Genomic DNA, 16,015 nt, shown 5'->3' on the forward strand with positions numbered 1-16,015 from the left:
AATCCTGTGCTCTGGTTTAGAACATTGGCTGCTTTGGTCTATTTGTCGAAAACGCACGTGAATCTTCAGAGGCGCCCATTTTGCCGCTTTAAGGCTGGAGGTGTGGAACATTCCGCACTGGCCGCTTGTGCGGTCGCCTGGTCTGTGACGGGCTTCACTCTATTGATTTGCTGGATTGCCCGCTAAAAAGTTCTCGGCATAGAGAATCAGCCTCATACTCCCAGTTTTACACCGTGGAAAACCAGAAGAGGCGATGTTTTGTCGAACGATCAATCCCATCTATATGAGCTGACGCTGAAGCAAGTTTACGACGGTTTCAAGCAACTGATCCCCATCTCTCTTTTTGTCGTCGTGTTCGGTGTTGCTTTCGGCCTGGCGGCTGCACAAACGGGCCTGAGTGACACGTCAGCCGTGCTCATGAGCACGCTGGTTTTTGCCGGCGCTTCTCAATTTGCCGCGCTGGATCTGTGGGGCCAGCAGGTGCCGGTCGTTCCGCTGATGATCACTGTCTTCGCCATCAACGCCCGGCATTTGTTGATGGGCGCGACGCTTTATCCGTGGTTACGGGAGCTACCCGTTGCCAAACGATACGGTGTCATGTTGGTTGTTTCGGACGCCAACTGGGCCATGGCGATGCAGGCGTTCAACCGGGGCAAGCCGGGACTGGGGATTTTATTCGGTGGCGGCATTGCACTCTGGATCACTTGGATCCTGGGAAGTTGGCTGGGACTTCATTTTGGCAGCGTCATCGAGAACCCGGTCAGTTTCGGGCTCGATATGGTGATGGGCTGTTTCTTGTTGGCGATGGTCGTGGGTGGGAAGAAGAACCTGCGCATGTTCATCATCTGGACCGTGGCGGCATGCTCATCGCTATTGGCCTACTGGTATTTGCCGGCTAACAGCCATGTCGTGGTGGGTGCTCTGGCGGGGGGCGTTCTGGGCGCAGTGTGGATGGAGAAACAACAATGAACATTGAAACGGCGGGTTATGGCACCTTGCTTGTCATCTTGATCATGGCCGCAGTAACCTTGGCCACTCGGTGGGGCGGTGTTTTCGTGATGTCGTTCGTGCCGATCAACTATCGGGTGCAGCAGTTCATCACGGCCATGTCCGGCTCGGTGTTGGTGGCCGTGCTGGCTCCGCTGGCGGTTAAAGGTGACAACGGCGCACGCCTGGCTTTGCTGGCCACCGCAATCGTCATGCTGACGCTGAAAAAACCGCTGCCGGCAATTGCGGCCGGCATACTTGCAGCGGCTTTAGCCAGACAGTTTTGAACGGCCGAGTCGCCCGCTTACAAACGGGTGACGGCGCCCTGTCAACAGTCAAAAACTCAGCGCAGCCGCCTCCCCGAACGAGTGATCCTGTATACCCGTCATGAAGTGCAGCGACATCTCCTGTGGCGCCTCGATGGGCGGAATTTCAAAACTTCCCACCACCTGTCCCTGAAGCGCACTCAACCGCATCGACTCCTCTTCCTTTAACTTTGCCATTCTCGCGTGGTTCGCTGCGATTTCGTTGAGAGTTGACACGGTACATCTCCGTTTGCTGACCAAGCATTGATAAATGTGCTGCCGCGTCAGAATCATGTCGTTCTTGGCTGCTGAGACAGGCCAGTGCAAACCCTGAGCCAGACATGGCCGCCTGTAGATTCCAACATTTAACAGGTGACGAATGGTGGGTAGACGCGCATCGACGCTGGCAACGATGCAACCATGCCTCAAGAATAAGTCACTGATAATACAAGCCGAGGCTCCGGCGGGGTTAATCTGAATCGGTGCGCTAGACGCTTGTCCCCTGTGCTGATTGCCTGTTCATCACGACCACACCGACGCCGATCAGGCTGGTGACCACCGCCAGCAGCACAATCACCTCCTGCGTCCCAACCGGTGCCGCCAACACCGCGACGAGCAAGCCCGCGAACGGTTGCGACAGGTTGTTGAGCAGCGTAATCACGCCGACGGTCTTGCCAAAGTCCTGTGGGGGAATGACCTGCTGACGGATGCTGCGCATGTACACGTTGAACATCTTGTCGAAACCGACGATCAGCAGGAAACCGACGACGTAGCCCCAGATGTTCGGGCTGAGCGCGGTGATGAAAGCGCCGAGGGCAATCAGCGTGTAGGAGAGGGCGCCGAGAAGTTTCAAAGGCAAGGTGACCCGGGCCAGGAGAAACAGGATGACGATGGTGGTCACGGCACCGGCCGCCTGCAGCCCGGCGTAATCATCTTTTCCGGCGCCATAGTGGCCGATGACCATGGCCGCCGACGTGGCGAGGGTGACGCCGATGATCAGGTTGACGCCCACCGCCAGGCTGATGACTTTTTTCAGTTCCGCCAAGTTGCGGATGTGACCCAGGGCAATGCGCAACGGGTTCAACCAGAGGTCGTGGTGTTGCTCGAAGGACTCAAGGGTGACCGAGCTGGTGCGTTGCCAGTACAACATGGCCAGGTCTGCCAGCAGGAACAGTCCGGCGATCGCCAGCAGCACCCAGTGCCACGCCCACACTTCAAGCAGCAGCGCTGCGACCAGCGGGCCCAGTACCAAGCCGGTCTGGTCGGCGATTTGCGAATAGGACAGCGTCTTGGTGTAGGTGTAGTGCTTGAAGATGTAAGGCATGACCACTTCGCGGGCCATGATGCCTTGGGTAGTCAACACGCCACAGAGGGCCGACAGGGCCACGATCCAATAGACACCGCCAAAGACGCCATAGAGCAAGACTGCGACGCCGCAGGCTGCGGCGCGATAGACCTGGCTGATGTGCAGGATGCGAATCGGCGGAAACTTGTCGCACAGCGCGCCGCAGATCGGGAACGCCAGGTAGCGTGGCAAGGATTCGACAAAGAACGCCAGGCCCGCCCAGGAGACGCTGTTGGTGGTCTGGAAGACAATCAGCGGGACGATGAACAGCAAGATCTGATCGGCCAACCGCGAGAGGAACATCGAGACGAAAAAAGCCAGGTAATCCTTGCGCATGAAGCTCCTTGATTGCGGTGTTCAGGGGTTGTCCGGTCCAGGCAAGCGACGCGCAGCGTGATATGGAACTAATATCACCGTCAGTCTCTATATCTTTACAGGGGATGTCCCTTCTTCGAGAGAACTGCCATGTTCAAATCGCGCTCGTTGATTGCCGCAGTGACCTGTTTCGCCCTGGCGGCCAGCCCTGGCATTGTTGTCGCGGACCCGGGAAACGGCAAGGGAAACGCTCAATTTGATCAAGGTCCCGGTCAAGGGCAAGGAGGCAAGGGCGGGCAAGGCAACAAGGGGCGGCAAGGGAATCCTGGGAACAAGGGCAACCAAGGTGGTGGCGATTGGCATAACGGCCCCAGCATCGATCGTGGCGGCATCCTGGGTGTGATTGGCGGTTATCGCGATTATTGGAGCCCCGGCCCGGCATTGCCGCCGGGCATTCAGAAAAACCTGGCCCGAGGCAAGCCGTTGCCCCCCGGCATTGCGAAGAAGCTCGATGGCCGGCTGTTGGGACGCTTGCCGCACTATGACGGTTATGAATGGCAGCAGGTCGGCTCGGACCTGATCCTGGTGGCGATTGCCACTGGCATCATTTATGAAGTGCTCAACGGTGCGTTCGACTGAGCCGGTGCTTCCAGTTAGGAAATGAAACCTGTGGGAGCGAGCCTGCTCGCGAAAGCGGTGTGTCATTCAGCATTGAGGTTGGCTGACCCGACGCCTTCGCGAGCAGGCTCGCTTCCACATTTTTTCCAGGTGTTCTCGGGTAGCGCATTTCCCCCTGCGGGAGTGAGCTTGCTCCCACAGGATTTGTATCAGCTTTCCAGCTGCCGCAGGCGTTTGTACAAGGTATTGCGGCTGACTCCCAGCCGTCTCGCCAGATGCGAAATATTCCCGCCCACGGCCTGCAACTGGCGGTTCAAGTCTTCAGCATCGTTGAGGTCCACCGTAAGTGGTTCGGGCGTTTCCACCGGCTCCATGTCCAGGTCGACAAAAAAATCGTCGGGCAGGTGCTCTGGGCGGATCGGTTGTTCCTCGGCCATCGCCAAGGCGACTTGCAGCACGCTGCTGACTTGCCGCAGGTTGCCGGGCCAAGGATGCCGCTCGAATAAATCCGTCACTTCACGGCTCAGGCCGGCCCATTGGGTCGGTTCGCGGTGATGTTCCCAAAGGCGTTTGAACAGCGCCTGCTTGTCGCTGCGTTCGCGCAGGGGCGGCAGTTCGAGGGTCAGGCCGCCGATGCGGTAGTACAGGTCCTCACGAAAACGCCCCAGTTGCACCTGTTCACGCAACGAACGGTTGGTGGCGGAGATGATGCGAATGTCCACCGGGAACAGCTCGGCGCTGCCCACCGGTTGCACGCAACGTTCCTGCAGGACCCGCAACAGCCTGGCCTGGGTCGGCAGGGGCATGTCACCGATCTCGTCGAGGAACAACGTGCCGCGATCCGCTTTGCGGATCAGGCCGATGCTGCCTTTTTGGTTGGCGCCGGTGAAGGCGCCTTTTTCATACCCGAACAGTTCCGATTCCACCAGCTCCGCTGGAATGGCCGCGCAGTTGACCGCAATGAACGGCTGTTGGCAGCGCGAGCTGGCCTGGTGCAGAGCCTTGACGAACACTTCCTTGCCGACACCGGTCTCGCCGTGGATCAGCAGCGGAATATCTTTTTCCAGCAAACGCTCGGCCTGCCGCACGGCTTTTTCCACGCGGCTGTCGCCGAAGTGCAGCGAGTTGAGGCTGATGCCGGTATTGGCCGGTGCTGGCGTGGGCGTGGGCGAGGGCGTCGGTTCGGCGAAGATGCGCGGCTTGACCGAAACCTGTTTCGGTCGCCTGAGCACGCACTGGAACCGATTGCGTCCGGAGGCCTGCAAGGCGAACGGCAGGCCGTCGGGCTGGTTCAGCAATTCCATCAGCGAGACCTTGAACAGGCTTTCAATACTCACCCGCGACAGGCTTAGGCCCAACAGGTTGTCGGCGCGGCGGTTGGCCGAGAGCACTTGGCCGCTTTCATCGAAGATCAGCAGCCCGGCCCATTGGCTGTCGAGGTTGTTCAGGCCGGTGTTGAACGTCAGCTGGAAATGTTCACCGCGAAACAGGTTGAGGATCAGCCGATTTTCCACGGTCTGGCTCATCATCTTGACCATGCCCAGGGTATGGGAGGGCGGCAGGTAGCTGTCGCTGGAGACGTCCAGCACGGCGATGACCTTGCGCTCGGCATCGAAGATCGGGGCGGCGGAGCCGGTCATGAACCGGTTGGCCTTGAGGAAGTGTTCATCGTGTTCAATGTGAACGGCCTGCTCGCAGGCCAATGCTGTGCCGATCGCGTTGGTCCCGGTGCAGCGCTCCATCCAGCTCGCCCCGGCGCTGAAGCCATGGGCCAGTTTCGGTTCGATGAAGCGCTGGGTGCCCCAGGACGTCAGGACCTGTCCTTGATTATCGGCCAGCATGATCAGGCAATTGGAGTTGCTCAGGATGTTCTCGTAGTACGGCAGCACTTCCTGGTGAGTGGTCTGCACCAGTGAATGCTGGCTCTCCAACAACTGGGCAATACCTTCGGCCGGCAGTTGGTCGAACGCGGGCACGCTCTGGTGGTTCAGGCCAAAGGCACGGCAACGGGACCAGGAAGCCTGGATGATGGCCTCGTGGGACAAGGCAGGAGCAGGTGCGGCCATGGGGCACTCTCGCAGGTGCTGTTTTTATTGTTGTGGCAAGTCTCGCACAGAGTCCTTGTGCTGGGGCAGGCCCAAAACACCACATAGGTGTTCGGCCCTTGTGGGAGCGAGCAAGCTCGCTCCCACAAGGGCATGGCAGGCTAGCCGAAAGCGTTCATTGAGTGTTGTTCAAAATTGTTCATTGTCAACCGACTGGTTGTTCAGTTGTTCATTCATGGTTGTTCACTTGTGTTCATCAGTGAACGTCTTTTTTCAGTGGATCAAACGAAATACCAGCTTTATCAGTGATTTATGATTTCTGGCACGGCTTTCGCTTTCTTACTTGGGTCGCTTGACTCCAAATAATAAAAAGGCCGAGCCATGTCATTAAAGCTTGAGCACATCTGTCGCACCGTCGAAGGCCAGACCTGGATCGACGATGCCAATCTGAATTTCGAACCCGGATCCTTCAACGTTTTGCTGGGCCGCACGCTGTCCGGCAAGACCAGCCTCATGCGCTTGATGGCCGGGCTGGACAAGCCCGACAGCGGCCGCATCCTGATGAACGGCGTTGACGTCACCCAGCGCCCGGTGCGGTTGCGCAACGTGTCGATGGTCTACCAGCAGTTCATCAATTACCCGACCATGACCGTTTTCGAAAATATCGCCTCGCCGTTGCGCCAGGCAGGCGTGGCCGAGGAGATCATCCAGGGCAAGGTCCTGGAAACCGCGAAAATGCTGCGGATCGAGAAATTCCTCAAGCGCCATCCTCTGGAATTGTCCGGAGGCCAGCAGCAGCGCACGGCCATGGCGCGGGCCCTGGTCAAGGACGCCGAGTTGATCCTGTTCGACGAGCCGCTGGTGAACCTGGACTACAAGTTGCGCGAAGAGCTGCGCCAGGAAATGCGCGAGCTGTTCGAGGCCCGTCATACCATCGCCGTCTACGCCACCACCGAGCCTAACGAAGCGCTGGCCTTGGGCGGCACCACCACCATTCTTCACGAAGGCCGGGTGATCCAGAGCGGCAAGTCTTCTTCGGTCTATCACCAGCCACAAACCGTGCTGGCCGCCGAACTGTTTTCCGAACCACCGATCAACCTCATGCCGGGGCGTATCGCCGGCAATGAGGTCAGCTTCGCCAATTTCGTGCATTTCCCGCTGAACGTCGACCTGCGCCCGGTGGGCGAGGGCGAGTTCCGTTTCGGCGTGCGCCCCAGCCATATTTCCCTGGTGCCGAGCAACGACGATGACCTTGAACTGGCGGTGACCGTCGAGGTGGCCGAGATCAGCGGCTCGGAGACATTCCTGCACGTGCGCAACGAACATTTCCTGCTGGTGCTGCATTTGCCGGGGGTGCATGAATACGACGTGGACGCGCCGATCCGCATCTACATTCCGACCCACAAACTGTTTGTCTTCGACGCCGAGGGCAAGCTGGTCCAAGCCCCGGGTCAGCGTATTGCGAGGGTTGCCTGATGGCCGAAATTCGTTTGCAGAACCTCGCCCACAGCTACACCAGCACCCCGGCGAGCCCCGAGGACTACGCGATCCGCGAGATGAACCACATCTGGGAGCAGGGCGGTGCCTATGCGCTGCTCGGGCCTTCGGGCTGCGGCAAGTCCACCTTGCTCAACATCATTTCCGGCTTGCTCAGCCCTTCCGAAGGGCAAGTGATGTTCGACAGCAAAGTCGTCAACGAACTGTCCCCGGAGCGGCGCAACATCGCCCAGGTGTTCCAGTTCCCGGTGGTCTACGACACCATGACGGTGTTCGACAACCTGGCATTCCCGCTGCGCAACCAGGGCATGGCCGAGGCGCGGATCCACACCAAGGTGCAGGAAATCGCCGAGGTCCTGGACCTGCAGAATCTACTGGATAAAAAGGCCCGCAACCTCACCGCCGACGAGAAACAGAAAGTCTCCATGGGCCGTGGGTTGGTGCGCGACGATGTGTCGGCGATTCTGTTCGACGAGCCGTTGACGGTGATCGACCCGCACCTGAAATGGAAACTTCGGCGCAAGCTCAAGCAGATCCACGAGCAGTTCAACATCACTATGGTCTACGTCACCCACGATCAGTTGGAGGCCTCGACGTTTGCCGACAAGATCGCCGTAATGTACGGCGGGCAGATCGTGCAGTTCGGCACACCCCGGGACTTGTTCGAGCGCCCGAGCCACACCTTCGTCGGCTACTTCATCGGCAGCCCGGGAATGAACCTGATAGAGGTCACGGCGCAGCCCGGTGGCGTTGGCTTCGGGTCGACCCATTTGCCCCTGTCGCAAACCTTGCAACGGCGTGTCGCCGAAGCCGAGGGCAAAAGCCTGAAGGTCGGCATCCGTCCGGAGTTCGTCCACGTTTGGGATGGCCCTTACGACGACGCGATGCGCGCTGACGTGGTCCACGTCGAAGACCTGGGCACCTACAAGATCCTGACCCTCAACCTCGATGGCGCTCCGCTGAAAGTGCGCCTGGCCGAAGACAAGCCGGTGCCGGAAGGCACGGCGTACATCAGTTTTCCGGGCCAATGGCTGATGGTCTATGCCGATGAATATTTGCTTGAACCGGTGGGCGAGGTGCAGCCATGAACAAGGTGCAGAACAACAAGGCCTGGTGGCTGGTGTTGCCGGTGTTCCTGCTGGTGGCCTTCAGTGCCGTGATCCCGATGATGACCGTGGTCAACTATTCGGTGCAGGACATCTTCGACCAGTCCAGCCGATATTTCGTCGGCGCCGACTGGTACAAGCAGGTGCTGCTCGATCCACGGCTGCACGATTCGCTGTTGCGCCAGTTCATCTACTCGGCGTGCGTGCTGCTGATTGAAATTCCCCTGGGTATCGCCATTGCCCTGACCATGCCGACCAAAGGCAAGTGGTCGTCCCTGGTGCTGATCATCCTGGCGATTCCGCTGCTGATTCCGTGGAACGTGGTCGGCACCATCTGGCAGATTTTCGGCCGCGCCGACATCGGCTTGCTGGGCTCCACGCTCAATGGGCTGGGCATTAACTATAACTACGCGGCCAACACCATGGATGCCTGGGTCACCGTGTTGGTGATGGACGTCTGGCACTGGACGTCGCTGGTGGCGCTGCTGTGCTATTCGGGGCTACGGGCAATTCCCGACGTCTATTATCAGGCGGCACGGATCGACCGGGCGTCCAACTGGGCGGTGTTCCGGCACATCCAGCTGCCGAAGATGAAAAGCGTGCTGCTGATCGCCGTGATGCTGCGCTTCATGGACAGCTTCATGATCTACACCGAGCCGTTCGTCCTCACCGGCGGCGGGCCGGGCAACGCTACCACGTTCCTCAGCCAGACCCTGACGCAGATGGCCATCGGTCAATTCGACCTGGGCCCGGCGGCGGCGTTTTCCCTGGTGTACTTCCTGATCATTCTGTTGGTGTCCTGGCTGTTCTATACCGCCATGACGCACGCCGACGCCAACCGTTGAGGCCCGCAAAATGAGCAAGAGAAAGCTGATTCCACTGCTGATCTACATCCTGTTCCTGCTGGTGCCCATCTACTGGCTGCTGAACATGTCGTTCAAGAGCAACACCGAGATCCTCGGCGGCCTGTCCCTGTGGCCGCAGGATTTCACCTTCCAGAACTACAAGGTGATCTTCACCGATCCGAGCTGGTACACCGGTTACCTCAACTCGCTGTACTACGTGAGCCTGAACACGGTGATTTCCCTGGGCGTTGCGTTGCCGGCGGCCTATGCGTTTTCCCGCTATCGGTTCCTGGGGGACAAGCACCTGTTCTTCTGGCTGCTGACCAACCGCATGGCGCCACCGGCGGTGTTCCTGTTGCCGTTCTTCCAGCTGTATTCGTCCATCGGCCTGTTCGACACCCACATCGCCGTTGCCCTGGCTCACTGCTTGTTCAACGTGCCGCTGGCGGTGTGGATCCTCGAAGGGTTCATGTCCGGGGTGCCAAAAGAAATTGACGAGACCGCCTACATTGACGGCTACAGTTTCCCCAAGTTCTTCGTCAAGATCTTCATCCCGTTGATCGGCTCCGGCATCGGTGTCACGGCGTTTTTCTGCTTCATGTTTTCCTGGGTCGAACTGTTGCTCGCGCGCACGCTCACCTCGGTCAATGCCAAGCCGATCGCGGCGGTCATGACGCGCACGGTGTCGGCGTCGGGTATCGACTGGGGCGTGCTGGCGGCGGCGGGGGTGTTGACCATCCTGCCGGGCATGCTGGTGATCTGGTTCGTTCGCAACCACGTGGCCAAGGGCTTTGCCCTGGGCCGGGTCTGAGGAGTCGATGATGGAATGGATGAACTGGACCGTCCCGACGGCGGCGTTTTTTGGTGTCATCGCCTTGTTGTTGATAGGCATGACCACTTGGGAACTGCGTTCGCCGAGTATCCCTCGGCGTGGTTTCCTGCCGATTGCCACCACCCGTGGTGATCGGTTGTTTATCGGTCTTCTCGGTAGCGCCTACCTGCATCTGCTGGTGATCGGCGCCACTGACTGGAGCATCTGGATAGCGTTCGCGTTGTCTTTGGTGTGGCTGTTGGCAGTGATGCGGTGGGGCTAGTCGCTCGACGATCAGGCTCTTAAACCCAAACAGGAGGTCTCTATGTTCGATAAAAACAATAAGCTGCGACATAGCGTTTCATTGGCAGCCGCGCTGGCACTCAGCGGGCTGAGCGCTACGGCCTGGGCCGACGCCTATGAAGACGCCGCTAAAAAATGGATCGGCAGTGAATTCAAGCCGTCGACGCTGACAGCCGAGCAGCAGCTCGAAGAGTTGAAGTGGTTCATCAAGGCGGCCGAGCCGTTTCGCGGGATGAAAATCAACGTGGTGTCGGAAACCATCGCCACCCACGAGTATGAATCCAAGGTGCTGGCCAAGGCCTTCAACGAAATCACCGGGATCCAGCTGACCCACGACCTGCTGCAGGAAGGCGACGTGGTGGAGAAGCTGCAGACCCAGATGCAGTCGGACAAGAATATCTATGACGGCTGGGTCAACGACTCGGACCTGATCGGTACGCACTTTCGCTACGGCAAGACCGAGTCGATCACCGACCTGATGGCCAACGAAGGCAAGAATTTCACTTCGCCAACCTTGGACCTGAAGGACTTCATCGGCATTTCCTTCACCACCGCGCCGGACGGCAAGGTCTATCAACTGCCGGACCAGCAGTTCGCCAACCTGTACTGGTTCCGCGCCGACTGGTTCGAGCGTGCGGACCTGAAGGCCAAGTTCAAGGAAAAGTACGGCTACGAGCTGGGTGTGCCAGTGAACTGGTCGGCTTATGAAGACATCGCCAAGTTCTTCTCCGAGGACGTCAAGGAGATCGACGGCAAGCGCGTCTACGGCCACATGGACTACGGCAAGAAAGACCCGTCCCTGGGCTGGCGCTTCACCGATGCCTGGTTCTCCATGGCCGGCGGCGGCGACAAGGGCCTGCCCAACGGTTTGCCAGTGGACGAGTGGGGTATCCGCGTCGAGGACTGCCATCCAGTGGGCTCCAGCGTGACCCGTGGCGGGGACACCAACGGCCCCGCGGCCGTGTTCGCCACCACCAAGTACGTGGACTGGATGAAGAAGTACGCGCCACCGGAAGCGGCGGGCATGACCTTCTCCGAATCCGGCCCGGTGCCGTCCCAGGGCAACATCGCCCAGCAGATTTTCTGGTACACCGCTTTCACCGCCGACATGACCAAGCCGGGTCTGCCGGTGGTGAACGCCGACGGCACGCCGAAATGGCGCATGGCGCCTTCGCCACGCGGTCCGTATTGGGAAGAGGGCATGAAGCTGGGCTATCAGGACGTGGGTTCCTGGACGTTCATGAAGTCCACGCCTGAGAAACAGCGCCTCGCGGCCTGGCTCTACGCACAGTTCGTAACCTCCAAGACCGTGTCGCTGAAAAAGACGATCGTTGGCCTGACGCCGATTCGCGAATCGGACATCAACTCCCAAGCGATGACCGACCTGGCGCCGAAGCTCGGTGGCCTGGTGGAGTTCTACCGCAGCCCGGCCCGCGTGCAATGGTCGCCGACCGGGACCAACGTGCCGGACTACCCACGCCTGGCGCAGTTGTGGTGGAGCCACATCGCCGAAGCGGCCAGCGGCGAGAAAACTCCGCAACAAGCCCTCGATGGCTTGGCCAAGGACCAGGACGCCATCATGACGCGTCTGGAACGCTCCAAGGCTCAAGCCACCTGCGCACCTAAGATGAACCCTGAGCGCGACGCGCAATACTGGTTCGATCAGCCGGGCGCACCGAAGCCGAAACTGGCGAACGAGAAGCCTAAAGGTGAAACCGTGAGCTACACCGAGCTGCTGAAATCGTGGGAAGCGGCGCGTAAATAACGTTGCACGGCAATGAAAAAACGGCACCGAAAGGTGCCGTTTTTTTTTCGCGAGTTTGAACTCAAAACCAATCCCCCGTGGGATTTGCGCATCAACCCGCCTTGGCGGCGCTTGCTTGAGCGTGTTTGGCCACCGGTGTTGGCTGGGGTTTCATCAACGCATCCAGCGCTTGGCGATACGTGCGGCCCGCCAGGCTCATGCTGTTGTTGTGCGTGGCTCCTGGCACCAACAGCAAACGCTTGGGTTCACGGGCGGCGTTGAACAACTGCTCGCTGAAACGCGGCGGTACGTAGCGGTCGGCGGCACCGTGGACAATCAGCAGCGGCATGTTGATCTGGCCGATCTTGTCGATGGAATCGAACTTCTGCGACAGCAACCAGCGCACCGGCAAGGATGTGTCCGCCATCGCAGTGGCGACATCACCCAACGACGTAAACGTGGATTCGATCACCAGGCCCCTGGCCGGTACGGCGCTGCCACTGCTCGCGGCTTTCTGAGCCAGATCCGCAGCGAGATCAACCGCGACGGCACCGCCCAGTGAATGACCGTAGATCAGCCGCAAGGCCGGGTCCGGTTGCAGCGTTTCGAGGCGCTCCCAGGCGATTCGCGCGTCCTCGTAGACACTGGATTCCGATGGCAGGTCGCCCTGGCTTTTGCCGAAGCCACGGTAATCGATCGCCAGCACCGAATAGCCCAAGGCCCTCAGCTGCTGGATGCGAAACAACTGGCCCGTCAGGTTCCAGCGCACGCCGTGCAGGTACAGGATGGCCGGCGCGTCCTTGCGTTCGGCCGGCCACCACCAGCCGTGAATGTTTTCCCCGGCCCTGAGCTGCTTGGGCTTGAGATCGAATTCCTGCACACCGCTGGGAAGGCCACTGAACCAGCTCGCCGTCCCCGGCTCGATGCGAAACACCAGCTCGCGCTCCTTGTGTTGCAACACTGCACAGCCCACCGGCAGACCGGCCACTATCGCGACCATGAACGACCAGGCCAGCCAGCGCTGTTTGAGACGAGAGAATAAAGAAGGCATCGATGCGATTCGCTACGGGTAACAGAAGTTGCCTTTTAGCAGATTCGCGCAGGGGCGCGCAGGAGTTTCGGACAACTTGCCACTGGATGCCTCGCTCTGTCTTGGGAGGGCGAGTGCAAGCCGATCGAACTCTCGCCGTTTCGTCCCACTCGAAACTCAATATCCATCCTTACCGAGGACGACGCCATGACGAACGAACATTCCAAAGGACAAACCCAAGCCGACAATCATGCACCCGCCAAGGATGCCACCGGCGCCCCGGTGCCAGTGGTGGAGCGCGACGTTCACCACCCCGATCCGGCGACCGACAAGGTGGATAAGACCATCACGCCCAAGTCGATCAAAAGCCACGAGCAGGATGCCGAAAAACTGCAGGACGAGGTGGCTCAAGTGGAGAAAAAGCTCGACCGCTAGGCAAGCCTGTCATTCGTCCGGAGGGCGCTTTGCGCAACTGGAAATTACTCCACCCGTGTGCCTTACTGCCTGTTCCTTAGGGGAGGGCGACGGGATGCGACGTAGAAGCGCACAGTATTGGCTTTGGGTGAACAGTCGGCTGCCGGGCCGCAACCATGAAGAAATCCTCGACGACGGCACCCATGTCGAGGTCCAGGCGAGGATCAATCACCAGTCCGTCACGCAGGTCTTCGTCTGTGTCTATCGTCCGAACGGCGCCGTTTGGGTCGAACAATTCCATGACCGGAGCATGCGCGAGCCGCTGTGCCAGGCGTTGGAGTGGGGCTTGGGCCGGGCGCGGGAAATCGTCGCCGGTACGGCAGGTTTCAAGGCACCGCACAAGATCCAGACGACCCTGGGCCCCTTGATCAAGGACGAATGCGCTTTGGCCCTGCGGCGCATGGACATGAGCGATGAAGAACGACTCCGGCTCAAGGCTCGGGATGCATGGGCTGAATACGTCAACGCCAAGCAAGCGATGCTCGCATTGATGCGTTCGGCCCGGGTCGACGCCGACGTATGGGAGGAGCAAAAACGTCGACTGCGCGAAGCCATCGATCGCCGCGCCTCGCTGGCGCGGGCAAGCCTGCACCACTGACACACGCCCCTCCGTGGCGAGGGAGCAAACTCCCTCGCCACGTGCCCCTTCAGTGCACATCCCCAAATTCAACCAGCGCCAACCTGCGGCCATTCCCGCCATACCCGACCTTTGGCACCCCCGCCAGGCGCCGCTGAAGCACTTGGGTCAATGAATTGCCAGGCGCCAGGCTGGCATCGCCAAAATCCCCGTCCAGTTCCAGTGGATGGACAATCACTTCCAGCGAGCCATGGACCGGCGGTGCGGCGTGGTGCAGGTCCGCCGGGGTGCAGACGTAATCGGCGGTTGCGCCGCAGAGCTGGCGCAGACGATGGTTGAGCAGCGTCTTGAAGATGCGCTTGGGCACGCTCAGGTTGGGGCCGAGGTTGCGTGCTAGGCGCATAGGCACGCCTTGTCGCGCTGCGAAGCGTGCCACCAGTTCTCCGACGGGCCAGATGTTATGCACGTGTTGATGCGAGTCCAGGTGGCTGGGGCGCAGGCCGCGGTCCAGGCAATGCTGCCATTGCGCCTGAAGTTCTGCTTGCACTGCTGCCAGATCGGCCGCTCCCAAGTGCAGGCAGTAGCGTGACAGGTTGAGGTCGAATTCGCCGTTGGCATTGCAAAACCTCCGTCGCGCCCTGATTGCCTGGCTTAGTGGCGGTCCGTAGCTGAGATTGAAATGCAACCCGATGCGTCCTTCAAGCAACGGGTGCCGGGACAGTTCACAGGCCTGGTCGAAGGCCGGCATGTTGGCCATGGCGGTGGCGGAGCTGATGACGCCTGCTTCGAACGCCCGCAGGATCAGTTCGTTTTCACTGAGGCTGAGTCCGAAATCGTCAGCGTTGATGATCACTTGGCGAGGCATGTGTGTTTTCCTGGCGCTTGGAAGAGGACGAGGCCGTCGTCGCGGTCGGTCTGGCCCGGCGCTTGCCTAGCCAAGGCTTCAGGCTTTTCCATAGCCGCAAGGCGAATCCCATGAGCAGGCCATCGGGCTGCCAGGAATAGAAACTCCAACGCCAATGTTCCAGTTGTCCGGTCATGCGTTCGTGCAGTTGATGGCTCGAATTTTCCAGGCTGACCCGTGAAGCGTCGATCCACCGCCAGTTGTCGTCCAGCCCCCAGCGAATCCATTCCTCGAGTAATACGCGGCCGCTGCCCAGGTCGGCGTGCTGTGGCAGGAACGCCAGGTTGTAGTCATATAGTCGCCCTTGATCCAACAGGCCCAGGCGATAGCTGATGCATTCGCCGTTCAGCTCCAGCGTCACCACCCGCACCAGGCCTTGGGCGGCGAGGGCGGTGAAGGCATGGTTCATCCATTGCCGACGCCTGGGGTCGGCGAAGATGCCGACGCCTTCCTCGCCTTTCCAGCTGGCGGCCTCCACCTCGGCAAGGGTCCGCAGCAGCGGCCCCATGCCGATGGCGTCCGGCGTGATGCGGCGAATCTGTGCACCACACGCGGCGATTCGCTTGCGCGCCCGGCGCAACTTGTAGCGTGGGTCGCCGGAAATTTCCTGGTGATCGCTGGCACTGATCAAGTGCACCGGAACCCGGCAACTGAGCCGCCGCTCCCCGGTGGAGCTCATCGCCATCCATGCACTGAGCACGCTTTGCTCGCCCACCGGCTCGACCACTTCGTTCAATTGCAGCAGCGCATGCGGTAAATACTGGCGGATCTGCGTCAGCGCCTGGCCCATGCCGTCGGCGTCCAGGCGCGCCAGTAAGGCGATACGGTCGGCCAAGGGGTAACCCAGGTGATGCAAGACCCGGAACCGCAGGCCGCCGACACGCTCCTGTCCGCTGATCAATGGCAGGCACAGCAGCAGGTCCTGGTCCTGCCAGCCCAGCAGAACATGCAACTGCTGGTCGGGCAACAGCGCGAACTCCGATGCTTGCAGCCAGGCCAAGGTGTTGAACGGCGTTGCGTCGGTCACCTGTGCGCGCAGCTGTTCAAAAGCCGTTACAGGGAAATCCGCCGCGCTCAGAGAGCCATACCATTGGAACCGGATCGCCATG

At 60.0% G+C, this 16,015-nt stretch carries 17 protein-coding genes and 1 pseudogene; 11 read left to right on the forward strand and 7 right to left on the reverse strand.

What is annotated here, in order from left to right; translation table 11 throughout:
• Positions 1-258: 258 nt before the first annotated feature.
• Both J3Q04_RS09185 and J3Q04_RS09190 read left to right on the forward strand, forming a co-directional pair.
• Complete coding sequence (locus tag J3Q04_RS09185; protein WP_420765767.1) at positions 259-969, forward strand: AzlC family ABC transporter permease; 711 nt, start codon at positions 259-261, stop codon at positions 967-969.
• Positions 966-1,274 (forward strand): AzlD family protein, encoded by a 309-nt coding sequence (locus J3Q04_RS09190; protein ID WP_186707518.1) that lies wholly within the window; start codon positions 966-968, stop codon positions 1,272-1,274. The genes J3Q04_RS09185 and J3Q04_RS09190 overlap by 4 nt, the downstream gene beginning before the upstream one ends.
• 48 nt (positions 1,275-1,322) lie before the next feature.
• Here the strand turns inward: J3Q04_RS09190 and J3Q04_RS09195 are convergent, their stop codons facing one another.
• Together J3Q04_RS09195 and J3Q04_RS09200 are read right to left on the reverse strand one after the other, a co-directional pair.
• A complete protein-coding gene (locus J3Q04_RS09195; protein ID WP_420765768.1) occupies positions 1,323-1,529 on the reverse strand; it encodes a hypothetical protein in 207 nt (68 codons plus the stop codon).
• 250 nt (positions 1,530-1,779) lie between these two features.
• Positions 1,780-2,973 carry an MFS transporter gene (locus tag J3Q04_RS09200; RefSeq protein WP_434606719.1) on the reverse strand — a complete coding sequence of 398 codons (1,194 nt, stop codon included), beginning with the start codon at positions 2,971-2,973 and terminating at the stop codon, positions 1,780-1,782.
• 129 nt (positions 2,974-3,102) lie between these two features.
• Here J3Q04_RS09200 and J3Q04_RS09205 point away from each other — a divergent pair, with 129 nt between their 5' ends.
• Positions 3,103-3,591 carry an anti-virulence regulator CigR family protein gene (locus J3Q04_RS09205; protein ID WP_434606717.1) on the forward strand — a complete coding sequence of 163 codons (489 nt, stop codon included), beginning with the start codon at positions 3,103-3,105 and terminating at the stop codon, positions 3,589-3,591.
• 16 nt (positions 3,592-3,607) lie between these two features.
• Here J3Q04_RS09205 and J3Q04_RS09210 read toward each other — a convergent pair.
• Positions 3,608-3,739: pseudogene (locus J3Q04_RS09210) on the reverse strand (metal ABC transporter ATP-binding protein); the annotation flags it as partial.
• Between the two features lie 40 nt (positions 3,740-3,779).
• Positions 3,780-5,636, reverse strand: coding sequence for a sigma-54-dependent Fis family transcriptional regulator (locus J3Q04_RS09215; protein WP_434606715.1), 1,857 nt, complete (start codon positions 5,634-5,636; stop codon positions 3,780-3,782).
• Positions 5,637-5,996: 360 nt separating this feature from the next.
• On the opposite strand from J3Q04_RS09215, the gene J3Q04_RS09220 reads away from it, so the two are divergent.
• Genes J3Q04_RS09220 through J3Q04_RS09245 form a run of 6 tightly spaced genes read left to right on the forward strand, consistent with a single transcriptional unit; the run spans position 5,997 to position 11,942 of the window.
• On the forward strand, positions 5,997-7,091 hold the full coding sequence (locus J3Q04_RS09220) for an ABC transporter ATP-binding protein (protein ID WP_420765772.1): 1,095 nt from the start codon (positions 5,997-5,999) through the stop codon (positions 7,089-7,091).
• Positions 7,091-8,200, forward strand: a complete 1,110-nt coding sequence (locus J3Q04_RS09225; protein ID WP_420765773.1) for an ABC transporter ATP-binding protein — start codon at positions 7,091-7,093, stop codon at positions 8,198-8,200. Before J3Q04_RS09220 ends, J3Q04_RS09225 begins: the two co-directional genes overlap by 1 nt.
• Positions 8,197-9,063, forward strand: a complete 867-nt coding sequence (locus tag J3Q04_RS09230; protein ID WP_420765774.1) for a carbohydrate ABC transporter permease — start codon at positions 8,197-8,199, stop codon at positions 9,061-9,063. Before J3Q04_RS09225 ends, J3Q04_RS09230 begins: the two co-directional genes overlap by 4 nt.
• Before the next feature lie 10 nt (positions 9,064-9,073).
• A complete protein-coding gene (locus tag J3Q04_RS09235; RefSeq protein WP_420765775.1) occupies positions 9,074-9,874 on the forward strand; it encodes a carbohydrate ABC transporter permease in 801 nt (266 codons plus the stop codon).
• A 10-nt stretch (positions 9,875-9,884) separates the two neighbouring features.
• Positions 9,885-10,157 (forward strand): DUF2160 domain-containing protein, encoded by a 273-nt coding sequence (locus tag J3Q04_RS09240; protein WP_030142071.1) that lies wholly within the window; start codon positions 9,885-9,887, stop codon positions 10,155-10,157.
• Between the two features lie 42 nt (positions 10,158-10,199).
• Entirely contained in the window at positions 10,200-11,942 is a 1,743-nt protein-coding gene (locus J3Q04_RS09245) for an ABC transporter substrate-binding protein (RefSeq protein ID WP_420765776.1), read from the forward strand.
• Positions 11,943-12,033: 91 nt separating this feature from the next.
• On the opposite strand, the gene J3Q04_RS09250 is transcribed toward J3Q04_RS09245, so the two are convergent.
• Positions 12,034-12,972: an alpha/beta hydrolase gene (locus J3Q04_RS09250; RefSeq protein ID WP_434559717.1), complete on the reverse strand. Its 939-nt coding sequence runs from the start codon at positions 12,970-12,972 to the stop codon at positions 12,034-12,036.
• A 186-nt stretch (positions 12,973-13,158) separates the two neighbouring features.
• Here J3Q04_RS09250 and J3Q04_RS09255 point away from each other — a divergent pair, with 186 nt between their 5' ends.
• The gene (locus J3Q04_RS09255) at positions 13,159-13,386 is read left to right on the forward strand and encodes a hypothetical protein (protein WP_420765782.1); all 228 of its coding nucleotides are present in this window, start codon (positions 13,159-13,161) and stop codon (positions 13,384-13,386) included.
• A 94-nt stretch (positions 13,387-13,480) separates the two neighbouring features.
• A complete protein-coding gene (locus tag J3Q04_RS09260; protein ID WP_434606710.1) occupies positions 13,481-14,023 on the forward strand; it encodes a hypothetical protein in 543 nt (180 codons plus the stop codon).
• A 49-nt stretch (positions 14,024-14,072) separates the two neighbouring features.
• On the opposite strand, the gene J3Q04_RS09265 is transcribed toward J3Q04_RS09260, so the two are convergent.
• Positions 14,073-14,867 (reverse strand): ChbG/HpnK family deacetylase, encoded by a 795-nt coding sequence (locus tag J3Q04_RS09265; RefSeq protein WP_434606708.1) that lies wholly within the window; start codon positions 14,865-14,867, stop codon positions 14,073-14,075.
• Positions 14,839-16,014, reverse strand: coding sequence for a GNAT family N-acetyltransferase (locus tag J3Q04_RS09270; protein WP_434606705.1), 1,176 nt, complete (start codon positions 16,012-16,014; stop codon positions 14,839-14,841). The genes J3Q04_RS09265 and J3Q04_RS09270 overlap by 29 nt, the downstream gene beginning before the upstream one ends.
• Position 16,015: the final 1 nt, after the last annotated feature.

It is taken from the genome of Pseudomonas sp. D4-21, assembly GCF_051132125.1.
Taxonomy (GTDB): domain Bacteria; phylum Pseudomonadota; class Gammaproteobacteria; order Pseudomonadales; family Pseudomonadaceae; genus Aquipseudomonas.